Source organism: Niallia sp. HCP3S3_B10, assembly GCF_052064465.1.
Lineage (GTDB): Bacteria > Bacillota > Bacilli > Bacillales > Cytobacillaceae > Niallia > Niallia hominis.
Genome location: NZ_JBQHVO010000021.1, coordinates 32,467 through 50,624, shown reverse-complemented (window position 1 = coordinate 50,624; position 18,158 = coordinate 32,467). Strand labels below are relative to the sequence as shown.

22 protein-coding genes and 1 pseudogene are annotated in these 18,158 nt (G+C 34.5%); 17 read left to right on the top strand and 6 right to left on the bottom strand.

All coding sequences use genetic code 11. From position 1 onward, the window contains the following. Positions 1–389: 389 nt before the first annotated feature. The 9 genes from ACTNDN_RS11245 (at position 390) to ACTNDN_RS11205 (ending at position 8,300) form a co-directional block, all read left to right on the top strand. Positions 390–1,187, top strand: a complete 798-nt coding sequence (locus ACTNDN_RS11245) for an inositol monophosphatase family protein (protein WP_048718461.1) — start codon at positions 390–392, stop codon at positions 1,185–1,187. Positions 1,188–1,498: 311 nt separating this feature from the next. Then, positions 1,499–2,407 (top strand): phosphate/phosphite/phosphonate ABC transporter substrate-binding protein, encoded by a 909-nt coding sequence (phnD, locus tag ACTNDN_RS11240; protein WP_081836572.1) that lies wholly within the window; start codon positions 1,499–1,501, stop codon positions 2,405–2,407. A gap of 76 nt (positions 2,408–2,483) precedes the next feature. Then, positions 2,484–3,251, top strand: a complete 768-nt coding sequence (phnC, locus tag ACTNDN_RS11235; protein WP_031536392.1) for a phosphonate ABC transporter ATP-binding protein — start codon at positions 2,484–2,486, stop codon at positions 3,249–3,251. A 2-nt stretch (positions 3,252–3,253) separates the two neighbouring features. Further along, entirely contained in the window at positions 3,254–4,072 is an 819-nt protein-coding gene (gene phnE / locus ACTNDN_RS11230) for a phosphonate ABC transporter, permease protein PhnE (protein ID WP_235252249.1), read from the top strand. Further along, positions 4,072–4,869: a phosphonate ABC transporter, permease protein PhnE gene (gene phnE / locus ACTNDN_RS11225; RefSeq protein ID WP_441131256.1), complete on the top strand. Its 798-nt coding sequence runs from the start codon at positions 4,072–4,074 to the stop codon at positions 4,867–4,869. Before phnE (ACTNDN_RS11230) ends, phnE (ACTNDN_RS11225) begins: the two co-directional genes overlap by 1 nt. Positions 4,870–5,047: 178 nt before the next feature. Beyond that, positions 5,048–7,003: an FAD-dependent oxidoreductase gene (locus ACTNDN_RS11220; RefSeq protein ID WP_441131255.1), complete on the top strand. Its 1,956-nt coding sequence runs from the start codon at positions 5,048–5,050 to the stop codon at positions 7,001–7,003. A 139-nt stretch (positions 7,004–7,142) separates the two neighbouring features. Further along, positions 7,143–7,403, top strand: coding sequence for a metal-sensitive transcriptional regulator (locus ACTNDN_RS11215; protein ID WP_031536397.1), 261 nt, complete (start codon positions 7,143–7,145; stop codon positions 7,401–7,403). 92 nt (positions 7,404–7,495) lie between these two features. After that, a complete protein-coding gene (locus ACTNDN_RS11210) occupies positions 7,496–7,969 on the top strand; it encodes a DsrE/DsrF/DrsH-like family protein (RefSeq protein WP_152910838.1) in 474 nt (157 codons plus the stop codon). A gap of 34 nt (positions 7,970–8,003) precedes the next feature. Next, entirely contained in the window at positions 8,004–8,300 is a 297-nt protein-coding gene (locus ACTNDN_RS11205; RefSeq protein ID WP_048718457.1) for a rhodanese-like domain-containing protein, read from the top strand. Between the two features lie 58 nt (positions 8,301–8,358). Here the strand turns inward: ACTNDN_RS11205 and ACTNDN_RS11200 are convergent, their stop codons facing one another. Then, positions 8,359–8,715, bottom strand: coding sequence for a hypothetical protein (locus ACTNDN_RS11200; protein ID WP_048718454.1), 357 nt, complete (start codon positions 8,713–8,715; stop codon positions 8,359–8,361). A 48-nt stretch (positions 8,716–8,763) separates the two neighbouring features. Next, positions 8,764–8,955 carry a hypothetical protein gene (locus ACTNDN_RS11195; RefSeq protein ID WP_031536400.1) on the bottom strand — a complete coding sequence of 64 codons (192 nt, stop codon included), beginning with the start codon at positions 8,953–8,955 and terminating at the stop codon, positions 8,764–8,766. Between the two features lie 172 nt (positions 8,956–9,127). On the opposite strand from ACTNDN_RS11195, the gene ACTNDN_RS11190 reads away from it, so the two are divergent. Beyond that, on the top strand, positions 9,128–9,769 hold the full coding sequence (locus tag ACTNDN_RS11190) for a spore coat protein (protein ID WP_441131254.1): 642 nt from the start codon (positions 9,128–9,130) through the stop codon (positions 9,767–9,769). Positions 9,770–10,102: 333 nt separating this feature from the next. On the opposite strand, the gene ACTNDN_RS11185 is transcribed toward ACTNDN_RS11190, so the two are convergent. After that, positions 10,103–10,354, bottom strand: coding sequence for a hypothetical protein (locus ACTNDN_RS11185; RefSeq protein ID WP_031536402.1), 252 nt, complete (start codon positions 10,352–10,354; stop codon positions 10,103–10,105). 230 nt (positions 10,355–10,584) lie between these two features. Between ACTNDN_RS11185 and ACTNDN_RS11180 the strand changes: the two genes are divergently transcribed. Together ACTNDN_RS11180 and ACTNDN_RS11175 are read left to right on the top strand one after the other, a co-directional pair. After that, a complete protein-coding gene (locus ACTNDN_RS11180) occupies positions 10,585–11,415 on the top strand; it encodes a manganese catalase family protein (protein ID WP_031536403.1) in 831 nt (276 codons plus the stop codon). A 304-nt stretch (positions 11,416–11,719) separates the two neighbouring features. Next, on the top strand, positions 11,720–12,823 hold the full coding sequence (locus ACTNDN_RS11175) for a 5-methyltetrahydropteroyltriglutamate--homocysteine S-methyltransferase (RefSeq protein WP_441131253.1): 1,104 nt from the start codon (positions 11,720–11,722) through the stop codon (positions 12,821–12,823). Between the two features lie 127 nt (positions 12,824–12,950). Here ACTNDN_RS11175 and ACTNDN_RS11170 read toward each other — a convergent pair whose 3' ends face one another. After that, entirely contained in the window at positions 12,951–13,982 is a 1,032-nt protein-coding gene (locus tag ACTNDN_RS11170; protein WP_048718448.1) for a HAMP domain-containing sensor histidine kinase, read from the bottom strand. After that, positions 13,979–14,653: a response regulator transcription factor gene (locus ACTNDN_RS11165; RefSeq protein WP_031536408.1), complete on the bottom strand. Its 675-nt coding sequence runs from the start codon at positions 14,651–14,653 to the stop codon at positions 13,979–13,981. The genes ACTNDN_RS11170 and ACTNDN_RS11165 overlap by 4 nt, the downstream gene beginning before the upstream one ends. A gap of 201 nt (positions 14,654–14,854) precedes the next feature. On the opposite strand from ACTNDN_RS11165, the gene ACTNDN_RS11160 reads away from it, so the two are divergent. Then, positions 14,855–15,061, top strand: a complete 207-nt coding sequence (locus ACTNDN_RS11160) for a hypothetical protein (protein WP_048718446.1) — start codon at positions 14,855–14,857, stop codon at positions 15,059–15,061. A gap of 126 nt (positions 15,062–15,187) precedes the next feature. On the opposite strand, the pseudogene ACTNDN_RS11155 reads toward ACTNDN_RS11160, so the two are convergent. Then, positions 15,188–15,892: pseudogene (locus tag ACTNDN_RS11155) on the bottom strand (HAD hydrolase-like protein); the annotation flags it as partial. A 195-nt stretch (positions 15,893–16,087) separates the two neighbouring features. Between ACTNDN_RS11155 and ACTNDN_RS11150 the strand changes: the two are divergent. The 4 genes from ACTNDN_RS11150 to ACTNDN_RS11135 all read left to right on the top strand — a co-directional run bounded on the left by ACTNDN_RS11150 (position 16,088) and on the right by ACTNDN_RS11135 (position 18,083). Further along, on the top strand, positions 16,088–16,855 hold the full coding sequence (locus ACTNDN_RS11150) for a hypothetical protein (RefSeq protein ID WP_441131252.1): 768 nt from the start codon (positions 16,088–16,090) through the stop codon (positions 16,853–16,855). A 23-nt stretch (positions 16,856–16,878) separates the two neighbouring features. Further along, the gene (locus tag ACTNDN_RS11145; protein ID WP_441131251.1) at positions 16,879–17,349 is read left to right on the top strand and encodes a hypothetical protein; all 471 of its coding nucleotides are present in this window, start codon (positions 16,879–16,881) and stop codon (positions 17,347–17,349) included. 294 nt (positions 17,350–17,643) lie between these two features. Beyond that, positions 17,644–17,760 carry a DUF4023 family protein gene (locus tag ACTNDN_RS11140; RefSeq protein ID WP_235252640.1) on the top strand — a complete coding sequence of 39 codons (117 nt, stop codon included), beginning with the start codon at positions 17,644–17,646 and terminating at the stop codon, positions 17,758–17,760. A 161-nt stretch (positions 17,761–17,921) separates the two neighbouring features. Then, positions 17,922–18,083 carry a hypothetical protein gene (locus tag ACTNDN_RS11135; RefSeq protein ID WP_441131250.1) on the top strand — a complete coding sequence of 54 codons (162 nt, stop codon included), beginning with the start codon at positions 17,922–17,924 and terminating at the stop codon, positions 18,081–18,083. Positions 18,084–18,158 lie beyond the last annotated feature (75 nt).

The following is an 18,158-nucleotide window of genomic DNA, read 5'->3' as shown; positions in this document are numbered from 1 at the left end:
TACCGGGGATAAAGAACTCTCCACTGAAGGAGTTTCACAAAGTAGAAATTATTGTCGGATACCATTAATTTAATATAGCTGTGAAACTATTTAGATCCTAATATTTGCCACTATAGATATTATTGGCACAATTACTTTTTGAGGTTTTAATCCTATTTCTTTCTCCTTTTGTAAAAGATTTAATCAAAATATCATTTAAAATAAGTTGTTTAGAAAACTTTTGCAAAATAAAAATTTGAATGAAAAAATTCAATATTCTATTGAAAGTAAATAGAATGTGAGATAAACTAACACATAGCGACAAAAAACGCCGAAAATATGGTATTCTTGTGTTATTCATACATAAATTAAATAAATCTTGTATACAGTAAGTTTCAGAGGAGGAAAAGATGGTAGATTCGAGAGTAATTGAGATTGCTGAGAAAGCGAAGGAATGGACGCTGGAGGCTGGGGCACGTCTAAACTTATCTCAGGAAGAAAAGTTAAATGTCGAATATAAAACATCTGCTGCTGACATTGTTACCCAAAAAGATAAAGAAATTGAACAATTTTTTATCGGAAATATTAAGTCAACCTATCCTGGACATTATGTTTTAGGAGAAGAAGGTTTGTCAGATGTATTACCAATAGATACGCAAGAAGGAGTAGTTTGGATTATTGATCCAATAGATGGTACAACTAATTTTGTCCATCAGAATCTGAATTATGCAATCTCTGTTGCGGTTTATATTGATGGTGACCCAACCATTGGTTATATTTATGATCCTATTAAAAAGGAACTGTTCTCTGCAATAAAAAATCAGGGCGCTTTTCTAAATGATCAGCCATTATCTACTTTAACTTCATGTAGGGTAGAAGAAGCAGTAATATGTTTCAATCATTTGTGGCTTGTTCCAAATGAAAAAGTGGACTATGAAAAAATGCACCATTTAGTAAATGATGTAAGAGGTGTTCGTTATCTTGGCTCTGCAGCATTAGAAATGGCATATGTTGCTTGTGGGAGATTAGATTCTTCCTTGGATTTTAGACTTTCTCCATGGGATATTGCCGCAGGTATAGTCATTTTGAATGAAGTAGGTGCAGAAATGACAACCTTGGAAAACCAAGCGATTAATGTATTTACGAAATCATCCACTATATTTTCTAGACCGGGAATTCATCAATATATTCTTGAATATCTATCTTAAAAATAGTAGGTTTCTATTAAATTGAATATTCTGAAAAAATTAATGTTTCATTTAGCTAAATAAAGGATCAGGTAATTGTCAGTCTTTCTTAATTACTATTACCACTTGTATTACAGTATTTATATCTCTCTTTCGTAATAGAAATGGACTTTTTCCATTTTTATATATATTTTATCCATTACAACAATTTGAACAGGGGGGGACAAACTTTTAGTATGTAGATACATACTAAAAGCTACTTTTTTATCGTTTTTTTGCAGTTGTTTTCTTTTATTTATTACACAATTTATTAAGAAAAGAGGGCTAAGAAATTGAAAAAGACATTATTTTCACTAGTTATGGTATTAATGCTTGTAGCACTAACAGCTTGTGGTGGGAAAGAAAAGAACGAAAGTAGCAATGGAAATGACGAGGAAATTAAGGAATTAACTTTAGGGTTTATTCCATCACAAGAGGCAGATAAAATTGCTGATACAGTAGAACCACTTGAGGAAAAACTTTCAGAAGAACTTGGAATTCCTGTTAAAGCAGAAGTTATGATTGACTTCGTTGGATTAGTAGAAGGTATGAGAACGGGGAAAATTGACATTGGGTTCTTAAATCCATTTGGTTATGTTCAAGCAGAAGATCGTGCCGATGTTGATGTACTATTAAAAGCGATTCGTAATGGCGGCGACAGTTATGTTGCTCAATATGTTGTTCCTGCAGATTCAGAAATTAATTCTATTGAAGATTTAGTAAATACAGAAGGTCTTGTTTGGGCATATGCAGATACATTATCTACTTCTGGATATTTATTCCCTGCATCACAATTAATGGATATGGGCGTAGAGGATTTATCTACACATTTCCAACATTCAGTAGTTGGTGGACATGATAATGCGATTCTTTCATTACTTGATGGACAAGCTGATTTTGCAACTACATTTGATGATGCTCGTGATACAGTAGAAGGTGACTATCCTACAGTTAAAGAAGACTTAAAGGTTATCGGTCATACAGATCCAATTCCAAATGATACATTATCTGTACGCAGTGATCTTCCAGATGAATGGAAACAAAAAATTAAAGATGCATTCCTAGCATTTAATGATGATGAAGAAATGATGGCAATCATGAATGATGTATATACTTGGGATGGAATTGCAGAGGCTAAGCCAGAAGATTATGATATTGTAAGAGAAGTATATAGCAAGTTCGAAGATGAGTTATCTGAATAATAGACAGTAATGTAAAAAAGGAGGAGCTAATTACCTCCTTTTTTACAAGTAAGTAAATGCAGAGGAGTTTCTTTAGATGATTGAATTTAAAAATGTATCTTTAACTTACCCGAATGGTCATCAAGGATTAAAGAATGTTAACTTAAAGATTAATGACGGAGAATTTATTGTTGTTGTAGGCTTATCAGGCGCTGGAAAGTCTACTTTAATAAGAAGTATTAATCAATTAGTGAAGCCTACAGAAGGGGAACTAATTATTAATGGAAAAGATACGTTAAAGTGTAATGAGCGTCAATTAAAAGAAGTCCGCAGAAATATCGGCATGATTTTTCAAAGCTATAATTTAGTAAAAAGAATGTCTGTGCTTCGCAATGTGTTAACTGGAAGTCTTGGCAGAACGGGTACATTTAAAAGCTTATTTGGATTATTTTCAAATGAAGATAAGGAATTGGCAATGGGTAGTCTTGCGAGAGTCGGAATTGACGATAAAGCATACCGCAGAGCAGATCAATTAAGTGGTGGACAACAGCAACGTGTTAGTATTGCAAGAGCATTAACGCAAAAGCCTAATGTCATCTTGGCAGATGAGCCTGTCGCAAGTTTAGACCCACCGACATCTCATACAGTTATGAAAGATTTAAAGAAGATTAATAAAGAAGACGGGATTACGACAATTATTAACCTTCACTTTATTGATATGGCAATGGAATATGCAGACCGTATTATTGGCATGCGTGAAGGAGAAGTAGTATTTGATGGACCTGTTAGTGAAGTAAGTGAAAAAACATTCGAAGAGATCTATGGTCGTCCAATTAAAGAAGATGACATTATAGGAGCTGAATAATAATGTCGAAGCAAAAGAATAAAGCGTCAGTGGATAATGGGAATATTGCTGTATTCCATTCAAAGACGAAAGTAACAATAACTTATATCCTTATAATTGTAATAGGCTTATATATAGCTTCTGCATTTTACACGGAAGCTTATCCAAATCTGATTATTGCTGGAATGCCAGTTGTTATAGATTTTGTTATTTATGATTTTTTTCCGCCTAATTTAAAGTACATTTCTACCGTTATGAAAGCATTAATAGAAACGTGGAATATGGCATTATTGAGTACAACACTATCGGTTATATTTGCATTGCCAATAAGCTTTCTTGCTGCTGCAAATATTAATAAGAACAAAGTGTTTTATCAAATTGTACGATTTATTTTAAACATCATTCGTACGATACCAGAGCTTATTCTGGCCGTTCTTCTTGTTGCCTTTATGGGTATTGGTGTTATCTCCGGTATTGGGGCATTGTTTATTTTTTCACTAGGGATTCTTGCAAAGCTTATAAGTGAAACAATTGAAGCGATTGATCCAAATCCTCTTGAGGCCATTCGGGCAACTGGTGCGAGTACCATTCAAGTAATTAGATATGCTGTCATCCCACAAATTTTACCGCAATATACTTCTTACGCATTATATGTGTTAGAAATAAATGTACGTGCATCTGTTATTTTAGGGTTTGTTGGTGCAGGTGGAATTGGGATTATTTTAAAACAGCAAACTAGTTTATTTAATTATGGAAATGTGTCAACTATCATACTTATGACATTTATTGCGGTCACTATCATTGACTTTGTAAGTAGTCGTGTAAGGGAGCGTTTATTATAATGACGAAAAATACTATCATACAAAAGCCGAAAAAAGACAGGATGTTTTGGATTAGAACAACTATTTCTGCTGTCATCCTTATTTTTCTATACTATATTGCCCTGACTACTACAGATTTGACATATAGAGGATCAACATTGAGTCCAGGCGCATTACTGCAACGTCTATTTTGGAATCCATTCTTTGATGATGCAGTATTAGAGAAGGTGCCTGAATACATAGCCTATATGATTGAAACATTAGCTATCGCATATGGAGGAGCAGTTATTGGAGCCATTTTAGCAATTCCATTTGGATTTTTAGCTGCATCCAATATTTCGAAGTTTTCCTATATTGGAAAATGGATTTTAAATGCAATTCGTGCATTTCCAGAGGTAATGTTTGCGATTATCTTTGTTGCTGCAGTTGGAATGGGACCATTTGCCGGGGTGCTTGCGATTGGAATTAACTCCATTGGGATGCTTGGAAAATTGTATTCAGAAGTTATTGAATCGATTGATATGAGTGTGCTTGAATCATTCAAAGCTAATGGTGCTGGAAGACTGCAAACGATTTGGTATGGGGTAATTCCACAGATTATTCCTGAATTTGCTTCTTATGCTATTTATCGCTATGAAATTGATGTGCGTTCATCTACCGTACTTGGTGTAGTTGGTGCAGGTGGAATTGGTACGCCTCTTATCATTGCCGCAATGCAGCGTAGCTGGGAACGAGTTGGGATGATGTTAATGATTATCATTGTTGTTGTTTCTGTCATTGACTTTATAAGTAGTAGAATTCGTAGAAGACTTGTATAAATTAGTTCATAAAATGGTGTTAGGCGATGCATTAGATACTTACTTATCTTTTGTAGTGCTGGACACCTTTTTCTTTACTTTCAATTTAAAGACATATATAATACATAAATAAACCCCTTGGGGTATTTTTTATACATTCTATTATACCCCTGTAGGTATTAAAGAGAGGAGATTTTATATGAAAACAAAAGTAGTTATAATTGGTGGTGTTGCAGGAGGTGCAACAGCTGCTGCAAGATTAAGAAGAATAAGTGAAGAGGCTGAAATCATCTTAATTGAAAGAGGCGAGCATATTTCTTTTGCTAATTGTGGATTGCCTTATTATATTGGTGAAACGATTACAGATCGCAGTAAATTACTTGTGCAAACAGTGGAAGGAATGTCTAATAGATTTCAATTAGATATAAGAGTAAATAGTGAGGCTGTAGCTATTGATGCAAAAAATAAAAAAGTGACGATTAAAAACTTAAAAACAGCTCAGGTTTATGAAGAGTTCTATGATAAATTGCTGCTTTCTCCTGGAGCTAGACCAATTATTCCACCTATTCCTGGGATAGAAAATCATGGATCTTTATTTACACTAAGAAATATACCAGATACAGATAGAATAAAAGATTTTGTCGATCATCAAGCACCAAATAGTGCCATAATAATTGGAGGAGGCTTTATTGGTTTAGAGATGGCGGAAAACCTAGTTGCTCGGGGCATAAAAGTAACAGTTATCGAAAAGGGTAATCAGGTTTTAGCTCCGCTTGATGTGGAAATGGCGAGTCCTGTTCAAACACATCTTAAACAAAATGGAGTCACTCTTATCTTAGGAAATGGAGTGAAGGGATTTGAAGAAAATGGCAAGAAAGTAGTATTAGAAGATAATACAGAGATAACCTCTGATATGACTATTCTTTCTATTGGTGTTAGACCGGAAAACGAGTTAGCAAAATCTGCCGGTTTAGAAATTGGAGTACAAGGTGGTATTATTGTAAATCACTTGCTCCAAACTTCAAATCAAGATATTTATGCTGTAGGAGATGCAATTGAGGTTCGCGATTATATCAATAAAAAAAAGACAATGATTCCATTAGCAGGACCGGCAAATCGTCAAGGACGAATTGCGGCAAATAATATATTGGGAAAAAGAGAAAAGTACGAAGGGACATTAGGTACTTCCATTGTTAAAATATTTGACCTAACAGTTGCGACTACAGGAAACAATGAAAAAGTGCTTCAAAAGTGGAATATCCCATATGAAGTGGTTCACATTCATCCTTATGCACATGCTGGCTATTATCCGGAAAGCTCACCTATTGCCTTAAAGCTAATTTTTGATAAAGAAACAGGACGAATTTACGGTGCACAAGCAATTGGAAGAGCCGGTGTAGATAAGCGAATTGATGTAATTGCAACTGCAATAAAAGGGAATTTAACAGTAGAGGACTTAACGAATTTAGAGCTCTCCTATGCACCGCCTTATTCATCTGCCAAGGATCCAGTAAATATGGCAGGATATGTTGCAACTAATATTGTAGACGGAGAACTAGAACAAATCCAGTGGCATGAAGTGGATCAAATAGTCCAAAACGGTGGATATTTAATAGATGTAAGGGAAAGTGTAGAGCGAGAATTTGGTTTTATTGAGGGATCTCAGAATATTTCCTTAGGTCAATTAAGAGATAAGTTAGATGAGTTACCAAAGGATCAACCGATTTATGTAAGTTGTCAAGTTGGTCTAAGAGGTTATTTAGCTAGTAGAATATTGAAAAATAATGGCTTTGAAGTAAAAAATGTAGATGGTGGCTGGAAAACGTATTCTGCTGTTACTAATTTGACAGATACAGTAGAAATCACAAAAGAAAGTAGTTCGCAAAAAGAAGAACGTAAAGAAGAAGGAAGTAAAGCAGAAGCGTCTATTCAAATTGATTCTATTTTAGACGTTGCAGGTTTAACTTGTCCGATGCCAATTGTTAAGTTAAAAAAAGGGATAGATGAGTTACAGAGTAATCAAGTATTAGAATTATTGGCAACAGACAAAGGAATTTTAACTGATTTGCCGGCATGGACAAAAAAAGTCGGACATCAAATTTTAAAAACAGAACAAGAAGGTTCTATTATCAAATTTTGGATTAAGAAAAAATAGATGAATGGTAAGGAAATCTCCTTTTCATTAGCTGGCTTGTTCGTTGACAAACTATATATAGTATTATTTAATCAAGTATAATGAAATGATTAATAATGGTTGATTAAAAAATACTTATTGAGTGGAAGGAGCATTTTCTTTGGAATATAATGATCAATTAAAAAATAGAGTGAAACGAATGGAAGGTCAACTAAGAGGGATTCTGAAAATGATGGAAGATAATAAGGATTGTAAGGAAGTAATAACACAGCTATCAGCAGTTCGTTCAGCAGTAGATCGAACAATGGGAGTAATTGTTAGCACTAACTTAGTAGATTGTGTAGTAGAAGCAGAAAAAAACGGCGAAAGAATGGATGAGGTTATTAAAGAAGCTGTTAACCTGTTAGTAAAGAGTAGATGATAAAAAGGGATAGGCTCTAGAATAATAGAGCTTATTATTTTTAGTATGTATAATACCTATAGGGGTAAAGGTAAATGACTAGGAGTGGGACAATGACAAAGAAAACAACGATTGTACTATTTAGCGGAGATTATGATAAAGCAATGGCCGCATATATTATTGCGAATGGTGCAGCTGCTTATGATCATGAAGTAACGATATTTCATACCTTTTGGGGACTAAATGCACTTCGAAAGGAAGAAAAGGTCCAAATAAATAAAGGATTTTTAGAAAAGCTTTTTAGCAAAATGATGCCAAGGGGGGCGGAGAGAATGGGTTTATCCAAAATGAATTATGCAGGATTTGGCCAGAAAATGATTAAGCATATTATTGATAAACATCATGCGATGACACTCCCCCAATTAATTGCATTGGCACAAGAGCAGAATGTAAACCTTGTTGCTTGTACCATGACAATGGACTTACTTGGATTAAAAGAAGAAGAGCTGTTGGACGGAATAGAGTATGCTGGTGTAGCTGCCTATTTAGCGGAAGCAGAGGATGGGCATGTGAATTTATTTATCTAAAGTAGCTAAAAATATTTTTGGGAGGAATAATAGTATGAAGGAAATTACACCAAAGGAATTAAATCGTAAACTATCCAGCGGGGAGAACGTATCCATTATTGATGTTCGTGAACCAGCTGAAGTGGCTACAGGAAAAATTCCTGGCGCAATGAATATCTCTTTACGCTTACTTGAATTTCGTATGCATGAATTAGATAAGCAAATAGAATATTATATCGTTTGTCAAGCTGGTGGAAGAAGTAGTCAGGCAGCCCAATTATTATCGGAAAATGGTTTTCATGTAGTAAATATGGTTGGTGGGATGCAGAGCTGGGAAGGGAAAATAGTCTAAGCTATATTAAAAAACAGGAAGCGAGATCAATTCATGCTATCCTGTTTTTTTGTTATTTTTAATATATTTTGGGGAATTTAATGGGGGAATTTAAAGACAACTTGTCCTTGTAAGAACGATAGGCAATAAGAATCTGATCCTTTGTGCTAGCATCTAACTGTAAAATATAATTGCCATTTGTCTCTAAATAGTAATGAATGCCATTTTCCTGCAAATGGCTAAAATAATAATAATTCCCCAATAAATATTTGCATTCTGTTTTTGTTTCCTTATGATCTTTTATAAAAGCTGCAAGCTGATTAATGGAGACAGAAGCTTCTCCAGTTAGGTTGAGGAAACTTTTGCGAACTGAATCAGTTGCATGAGCGAAAGTATCTCTTACTTTTGTGACCACTTTATCTAAATAGCTACTCATTTCTACCTCCATATGATTCCTAAGTTTTACAAATTCTTTTTCTATAAATTATTGTTTAAATGTTTGGTTAAATTTTGCCAATTCAGGGTCTTTTTTTAATTGCTTCACATGAAAGGCAGTTGTTTCTGCGCCAGTGTCTCTACTTATACCTAATTGGTCTCCATCAGCATCAGCAATTACTCCCTCTCTTGGCCCATCCATATTAGGATCCACGTTAACATGTACTTGATCTCTTGGCATTATAACACCTCCTCCTAATTGTTAGGATGGATTAAAATAAGAAAATAATCCATGTTTTTAGAAACCAAACCATATGTATTGCCATATTATGTTTTATTTTTAAACGAATAGTTTAATGTGGTTTTATCATACTAATCCTGTTGTTTATTATATTAGAAAAGGAGGACGTTATATGTTAGAAAATGGACAGCAAGTACACCAAAATATACAAACAGGACAAGTTCCCCAAGCAATGAATCATGGTGGGCATGAAATGTTCGATGTTCATGAAGTTTTGGCTGGTGCAATAAATACATTAAATTTATATAAACTGTTAGGGGGGCATATTCAGGATCCTGAATTACGTGATATCCATAACAGACAATCTCAATTTATCCAAGAAGAATATAATTTAACATTACAGTGTTTTCAAACAGGACAATCCCCTGCTAAGAGAACTGAGCCATATATGATGAAAGAAAATAATGATTTCATCTTTGGTATGACGCAAATGCCACCATCTAAACCAATTCAAAATGTTACGGAAATAAGTGATCAACATGTGGCAGCAGCAATGCTAAATGCACTTAAGGGAACTGCTTCTATGAAAACGATGGCAGCCTCAGAGACAACCAATCCAGTAGTACGCCGTGTTATTGCCGCGTCTATACCAAACTGTCTTGAAATGGCTTATGAAGTTTCCTTATATCAAAACAAGCATCATTATTATCAAGTGCCACAATTAGCAGCACAAGATATGCAGCAAATTTTAAACGGATTTGCTCCTGCTCAAGGTATGCCGATGCAACAGCAAATGAATAATAATATGCATTAATTGCTTTATTGTAGAAGAAGTTGTCTCGAATTTATGAGGCAACTTCATTTAAGGTCAAGGAAAAAAGGGGAGCTTATTCTGTATGAAAAAATAAATTTATCTTCTTACTATTTCTACTTTTCCCATCTTATTCTATATTTGAGTTACTTTGATGTTGGACGTGGGAAAACGTTATTGCCTTCAAAAATATAATAAGTAATCAACTAAGTTAGAGGAGTATGCGGAAAAAGTAGGATAAAATCGATTATTGACAGTTTTTATCATTTTATTTCCCGGGAAAGCAATGGACTGACTTTCCTGTACAATAAGTTATGGAATGTCAGCGCTATATTTTCACTTCATCCCCGTATTAGCTTTAACAATAACTTCTGCGTATTTCTTCTCATCCCGTTTATTGGATAGTGATGTTCCAATAAATGCTCCTAAGAAACCAGCTGGAATCGAAATGATGGCCGAATTTGTTAAAGGGAATATAGCAGTTCCAGTTAAAATAGCGATACCAGGCTCTGGATTGAGTACACTAGGACTAATCGCAACCAATACTAATGCAGTAAATAATCCAGTTATTATATAGCTGATTAGCAATGGTTCTTTATTCTTAAATATAAGCGTTTTACTTAAATGAAAATACTTCTTTTTGATGCAAAAACGGAGGAAGTTACTATATTAGAAAATTATAAGAGAAAAAAGTTCCAGGAGGCATTTTAGCACCTGGAACTTTTTGCTTGGAAATATTTCCCGCAGTTTACTCTTATGTAATCCGGGGTACATCTTAATCGAACAGTAAATACGAAAAGTCATAAGGAGGAGATATCATGTTTCGTCATCAAAAGGAATTACAGTTTGAAGTGAAAGTGGACAATCCAGATCCAATGTTAGCACGTCAAATCCAAGAGGTACTTGGAGGGCAATTCGGGGAAATGACAGTTATGATGCAATATCTTTTCCAAGGTTTCAACTGTAGAGGAGAAGAAAAATATAAGGATATGCTAATGGATATCGGGACAGAGGAAATTGGACATGTGGAAATGCTCTGCTCTCTTATAAGTCAGCTTCTAGATGGAGCGTCACCTGAGGATCAAGCGGAGGCTGCAAAAGATCCAGCAGTTGCAGCCATTATGGGTGGAATTAATCCACAGCATCTGCTAGTAAGTGGTTTGGGTGGTATGCCTACAAACTCTAATGGGGTACCGTGGAATGGATCTTATATTGTAGCAAGTGGTAACCTATTAGCAGATATGCGTTCCAATCTTCACGCAGAAAGCCAAGGCCGTCTGCAGGTGGCAAGATTGTACCATATGACAACAGATGAGGGAGTTAAAGCAACATTTAGAAAAATGTTAGCCCGTGACCGCTACCACCAATATCAATGGATGGCTGCAATTGAGGAACTAGAAGCGAAAAATGGAGTGGTCGTTCCAGCAACTTTCCCACCAGAAGCAGAAAAAGAATCGCAACCAGAAGCTTATGAATTTTGGAATCTATCAGAAGGAGATGCTTCTTCTGAGGGCTTATGGGCAACAGGAAGTGCACAAGATGGTACAGGTGACTTCGTTTATGTAAAAGAACCAGTTCCGAAAGGACAAGTTCCGATTAATCCTATTCCATCTGAATCCTTGCATCATGATTTGAATATTAAAACATAAAATGATAAAAAATAGACGTCAGCTATTATAACAAAATAGTAGCTTGCGTCTATTTTTTGTTTCTTCTAGTATTCTTTTTCGAAATAGTGTAGAATTACTAGAAAAGTTTTAAATAATCACAAGAATTAAAATTTTGTGTGTTTCCGAATGCTTGTTTTCATGTTACATTTATTTATAACTAAGCAAGGTGTGGAAATTAGTTATGTATGATCCACAAAGGAGATTTTTCTATACATAATAATTTGTTTTTTAGAAAAATCCAAACAAAAAAAAGAGAGAAGAAATTTACGGAGGTAGGATTCAAATGACAAAAACGATTATTAAGGCACCATTTAGAGCAGATCATGTAGGCAGTTTGCTTCGTCCACAATCAATTCATGATGCTAGAAAGAAGTTTGCTGATGGAGTTATTACTGCAGAAGAACTACGTGCAGTAGAAACAGAAGAAATCAAACGAATTGTCGATAAACAAATAGAAGTTGGTCTTCAAGCAGTTACAGATGGTGAGTTTCGTCGTCGCTTCTGGCATACTGATTTCATGGAGCATTTAAATGGTGTAGAAGGTTATGTACCTGACCACGGTTATAAATTTAATGGGGTTGAAACAGAAGCATATGACGTACGAGTTACAGGAAAAGTATCTTTTAATTCTGATCATCCTCATCTTAAAGATTTCAAGGAATTTTATGAGATTGTGGGAGATCGTGCCGTTGCCAAAATGACAATCCCAAGTCCAAATCAATTTTTCAATGCAGGAATTCGTAATGAAGAAATCTATCCGGAGCTTGCAGATTATGCAAACGATGTTATCCAAGCATATCGTGATGCAGTTCAAGCATTTTATGAAGCTGGGTGTCGTTATTTACAATTTGACGATGTTTATATTGCAGGACTTTGTGCTCCAGAATTACCATTTGCAAAAAGTGAGTTAGAAAGACAAGAATTAATCGATTTAGCTTTACGTGTAGTTAATGGTGTTCTAGAAGGAAAACCAGAAGATTTAATCGTTACAACACATCTATGCCGTGGAAACTATCAATCTACTTGGGCATTTGAAGGTCCATATGACAAAATTGCGCCTAGCTTCTTTGCCAAGGAAAAAGTAGATGGTTTCTTCTTAGAGTATGATGATGAACGTTCTGGTGGTTTCAAACCACTTGAGTTTGTACCAAATGGTGGAGCGCAAGTAGTTTTAGGAGTATTCACTTCAAAAAGTGGAGAATTAGAAGATAAGGAAGCTATCAAAGCACGTGTAGAAGAAGCTTCTAAGTACGTTTCTCTTGAGCAGATTTGTATCAGTCCACAATGTGGATTTGCTTCCACTCATCATGGAAATAAATTGACAGAAGAAGAGCAATGGAATAAATTGAAATACATTGTTGATGTGGCAAAAGAAATTTGGGGATAATATTGAAGAGAGAAAAAACAGGTACCAAAGCAATTGGTGCCTGTTTCTTTTTTATAAAAAACATAAATTTTCACTATTAAAATATCTCTCTTGTCTATGGAAAAAGCAAAAGGAAAGAGGGAAGTACTTATATTCGAACGATAAAGATGCTACCACAATCTTTTTCACTCTCAACATAAATCTCTCCATGACATAGTTGCACAATTCGCTTTACAAGTGCTAATCCTAGCCCATTGCCTGATTTGGAATGAGAGGTATCTCCTTGATAAAATTTATCGAAGAGATGTGCTTTTGTATGCTTATCCATACCAGATCCATTATCTTGGATTATAAAACAAATTTCTTCCTTTGTCTTTGTAAGGGTTATTTGTATCAAGCCCCCACCATTTGAAAACTTAATAGCATTATCCAAAAGGTTTAACCAAATTTGTTGCGTTAAATCTTCATTGCCACTATAGGTCACTTCATCTAGTTCGACGTTAATATTAATTTCTTTGGCAGCCCATTTTGGTTCCATTAAGACGATTGTTTTTCGTATTTGCTCGTCCAATCGAAATGGCGCTTTATCGGTAATAATTTCAAGATTTTCATACTTTGAAAGTGCCAGTACATTTGTAGAAAGTGCCGCTAACCGCTCCGACTCGGTTATGATAATATCTAGGTATTCTTGTCGCTCTTCTTCTGTTAAATTATTTTCTTTTAGTAATTTTGCGAACCCACGTAAAGATACAATAGGGGTTTTGAATTCATGTGAAAAATTATTTACAAAATCACTTCGTAATGTTTCAATTCCGGAAAGCTCTTGAGTCATTTTATTGAAGCTTTGGGATAATTCTTCTAATTCTCCTATTCCTTTTATGTTTACTTGCACCGTAAAATCACCATCAGCAACTTTATGTGTAGCATCGATTACGGTTCGAATAGGGTTTAATGCCTTTTTACTGAGAAAGGCTGTTAAGGAAGTTCCAAGTAATATACAGAAGCCTAAAAAAGCGACTAAGGGAAATAAAGGAAGCTGACTATTCTTTGAGATAATTCCTAAATGCTGTAAGGCAAAAGTAATCATGGCAGCTACCAATACCGTTGCAACCATTACACTAAAGACAAACATAACTAATGTGATAGCAAGACTTAATCGTTTGGTAAAGAAATCTCTCATCCTGTTTTCACTGCCTTATAGCCTAGTCCGCGAACAGTCACAATTTCAAATTCTGGAATATCTCGCAACCGGTCTCTTAACCGGTTTATATGAACATTAAGTGTGCGATCATCTGTTTCAGATTCCATCCCCCAAATCTCATCCATGAGCTGAATGCGTGTGAAAATCATATTTGGATAGGATAGTAGTTTGAACAATAAGAAAAATTCTTTAGGTGGCAACGTAAAAACGAGATCACCCCGGGATACGGTAAGTGCATCATAATCAAGTACCGTTTTACCCACTGTAAGCTTATGTTCATTAGCAATTTTAGCTCTCCGTAAAAGAGCTTTAATACGAAGCACCATTTCTTCTTCATCCACAGGTTTAGTCATATAATCATCGGTACCGACAAGAAACCCTTTCCTTTTATCTTTTGGTTCTTGTTTTGCAGTAACCATTAATATAGGGAGAGTCTCCCATGATTGTCTAAGCTGTCGCGTTAATTCATAGCCATCCATTTTCGGCATCATTAAATCAAGAACTACTAAATCAACATGTTCTTTTTCCATCATACAAAGAGCTTCCATTCCATCTTGAGCATCAAAAGTTTGATACCCATACTGTTTTAAGACAGCACACATTAATTTTCTTGTATTTTTGTCATCTTCCACCACTAATATTTTAAACATCAAATGCCTCCATAGCTATAAGTTATCCTAATTTTAAAAGCAAAATGTAAACTGAAAATAAATTTTTAGAAGTTTATATTCAGTTTACTTTACAACATTATACTAAGTAACATAAATATGAAAATCTATGTTTTGTATAGAAATAAATTAATGTATTTAATTGAATACATTGTACGATGGGAAAAAGGGGAGATAGTTTTGATGGGTTACTCCATTTTATTTAGTTATTATGAAATAGTAGGAGACGAAGCGCATTTAATAGATGAATACAAATTGCCCTATGAGGAACGGAAAGAAAGCTTAGAAACATTGTTAAGTCAACAAAATTACGAATTTATTGGAAACGTTGATTTATGGGGGATTCGCACAAACAGCTTTATGAGTATTGCTGAAATTGTAAAGAATTGAAACGGGATGCAATTTGATAATAAGGAACAATATGTTTAATAGCTAAGCTGCCAAATAAGGCAGCTATTTGTTCTATAGCTTTATAGATTCCGCAGTAGGATTATTAGTCCTAGTCCTATTAATCTCTTATATATTATGTAGAAGTTCGTTAACTGGATAGGTGAATAATTTCGGTATAATTGATTTTAACTCCAATAAATCATCAATAACGATAGCAGCCTGGCTAATTTCATCTTCTCTAGCAAAATCAAAATTACAGCCGATAGAAATTAGTCCATTCTCTTTGGCAGCCTTAATATCAGAAAGTCGGTCACCGACAACAGCAGCACTAGTTATTCCGTGTTTGGCTATGATACTACGAACAAGATCTGATTTATTCAGTGATGCAATTTGTTGAATACTATATGTCTCTGTAAGCCAATTATTTAATTGATAGAATTCTACAATGGCATGTAAATATTCTATTAAGCCATTACTAGCTACGTAAATGGAAAAGTTATTTTCTTTCAAATAGGAGAGAATTTCTTTTACATTTGGGTATAATGCACCTTTTCCATTCTTTATATTTGTAACCAATCGTTTAAGAAAATAAGCATCCGTTTGTTCTCTTACCTCGATAGAATGATTAGGTAATAATGTTTCCCAAACGATCGGTAATGGAACACCCATAATTTCACGATATGTTTGAATGGGGGTAGCTCCTTCCCAATAATGAAGAGAGCGCAAGTGATTAAAAGTATCATTAAGGGATATTTCTAAAATTTTATCTGTTTGAAAAAGCGTGCCATCCATATCAAATATTAATGCTTGAGACATTTCGTTCTCCCCTTTGTGAAGTTCGTTTTATTTCTAAGATATATTTTAGCATAAAATTCCAATGGTGTTTTAGTTTCATTTCACTAGTATAATTTAGTTCTATTGTACTAAAAAAGTTAAATCATGGATGAACTTTCATATTTTAGACAAAAATAACACCAAGTTATTATTCCTTTGTAATATATGAAGGAAAACAAGGTGAATTTAATTATGGATAATTTTACAAATGACAATACAGCTAGAAGGTTTAGGGCGCATGTTAGTGTTCTCGGAACGACACAAATTCACCTGCGAAATCCTTATATCATAGGGTGGTGGAGTGCTGCTTTTCCTGGATTCGGACATCTTCTTTTATCAAAATATCTACGAGGGTTTGTTTTATTTATTTGGGAAGTAATAGTTAATGTTAACAGTCATTTGAATTTAGCTATGATTTATTCGTTTCAAGGAGAGATTGACAAGGCTAAAGAAGTTCTTGATACAAGATGGCTGCTCATTTATATTCCAGTATATATCTTCGCGATTTGGGATAGCTATCGAACGACAGTAGATTTGAATAAAGTGTTTGTATTGGCAGAGCGGGAGGAGCATCGGTTCAATTCTTTTAGTATCGGTGTAATGGAAATCAACTATCTCGATAAGAGAAATCCTGTTATGGCAATTATATGGTCACTTTTTATGCCAGGATTAGGTCAATTATACATACATAGAATTGTCACTGCATTTTTTGTGATTATTTGGGTGGTAGTATTTTTTTATTTATCTCATGGACTTGAAGCCATTTCCCTATTATTTTTAGGGGAAATAAAACAAGCTACATCGGCATTAGATGCTGAATGGTTGTTGTTTTTCCCGTCGATTTATGGATTTGCTATATTTGATTCTTATATAAACACCGTGGAAAACAATAAACTTTATGATAAAGAACAGCGCTTCTATTTTAAAGAAAATTATCAATCATCGTCATTTAAAGTATAAAAAGGGCAAAAGGTGAAGTCATAATGCAAGTATTTTCAACATTTGAACATTCGAGTTTTATAGAAATGGCTATTAGTACGCTAGAAAAAAAGGGGATTAAGAAGGAGAGTATATTTATTCTTCCTTTAGATAATCAAACAGGAGAACGTAAACTTTTTGATAATATTCATCGCTCAGATGGAACCTCTCTTATTGATATTGGAGCAGCACTAGCTACTGCTTTTTCTGTTATTGGGGCAAGTATAGGGTTTAAGCTTAGATTAGGACCGATTTATTGGGGGCTTATAGGAGCAGCGGTTGGTTTTTTTATTGGAGTTGGGATTCGCTTTTTTACAGAAATAGTTATAAAAAAGAGAAAGCGATTGTTAAAGGGAATTCATTCAGAAGTAATCGTAATTGTGGATTGTGAAGAGTCACAAGGAGAAATGGTTGAGAATATATTCTTTGATCATTATGCCCTAGGGGTGGCGAAGGTGAAGAGTTTAGTGAATTAATAAGAAATGTATGGAGGAGTTCCTGCATTGATATCGTTCAAATAGAATATTATTTAAGCGAAGAAACAAAAATTGCCATTGCTTTACAAGAAAACTGTAAAAATTGTGGCAAACAAGTAACTAGAGCTATTGAAATAGACTGAGCATGTGACGCTAATCCAAAGAGAAAGGAATTTTTTTATTTTGCTAAATATTCGTTTTACAATGTATGCCCCAGAGAAAAGAAAGAATTTGAAAGAATGTAAAGTTTGATAATGGGATAAAATAACATGAACATTTGTAGGAGGGATAATAATGGAAGATACGAATCAGTTTGTTAAAAAATTGAAAAATGATCAAAAGAAGCAAGAGAAAAACAAAAAGCATGGCAAAGGACATCCAGAAGAAAAACTGCCTAATAAACAGCATTAATAAAGTGAAAGAAATGCACTCTGATTTAAAGTATTGGAGTGCATTTCTTTTATAAACAGGTTAATCCCCTTTTTTTGCAGAAAAAATCCTTTTGGGCTATCACCTATTTCAAGCGATTGCATAATTTAGCAGAGGGTGATGAAAAGAAAGGGGCAGATACAATGAAAATCGAAAAAGTAATGACATACTATGGTTATGATTTACTGATAAACGAAGTTTTACATAAAAAATGCTTGAAGTGTGAAAAGTGGTATAAATTTGAGCGGGAGCTGGGGTATTGTTATTCGTGTATTAGGGAGATGAAGGAGAAGGGGAAAGGATAAGTTGGTACAATGTATATATGGTGATAGATAGATTAGAGGAATAAATAAAAAGGACCCGAAACCACAAATGAACTT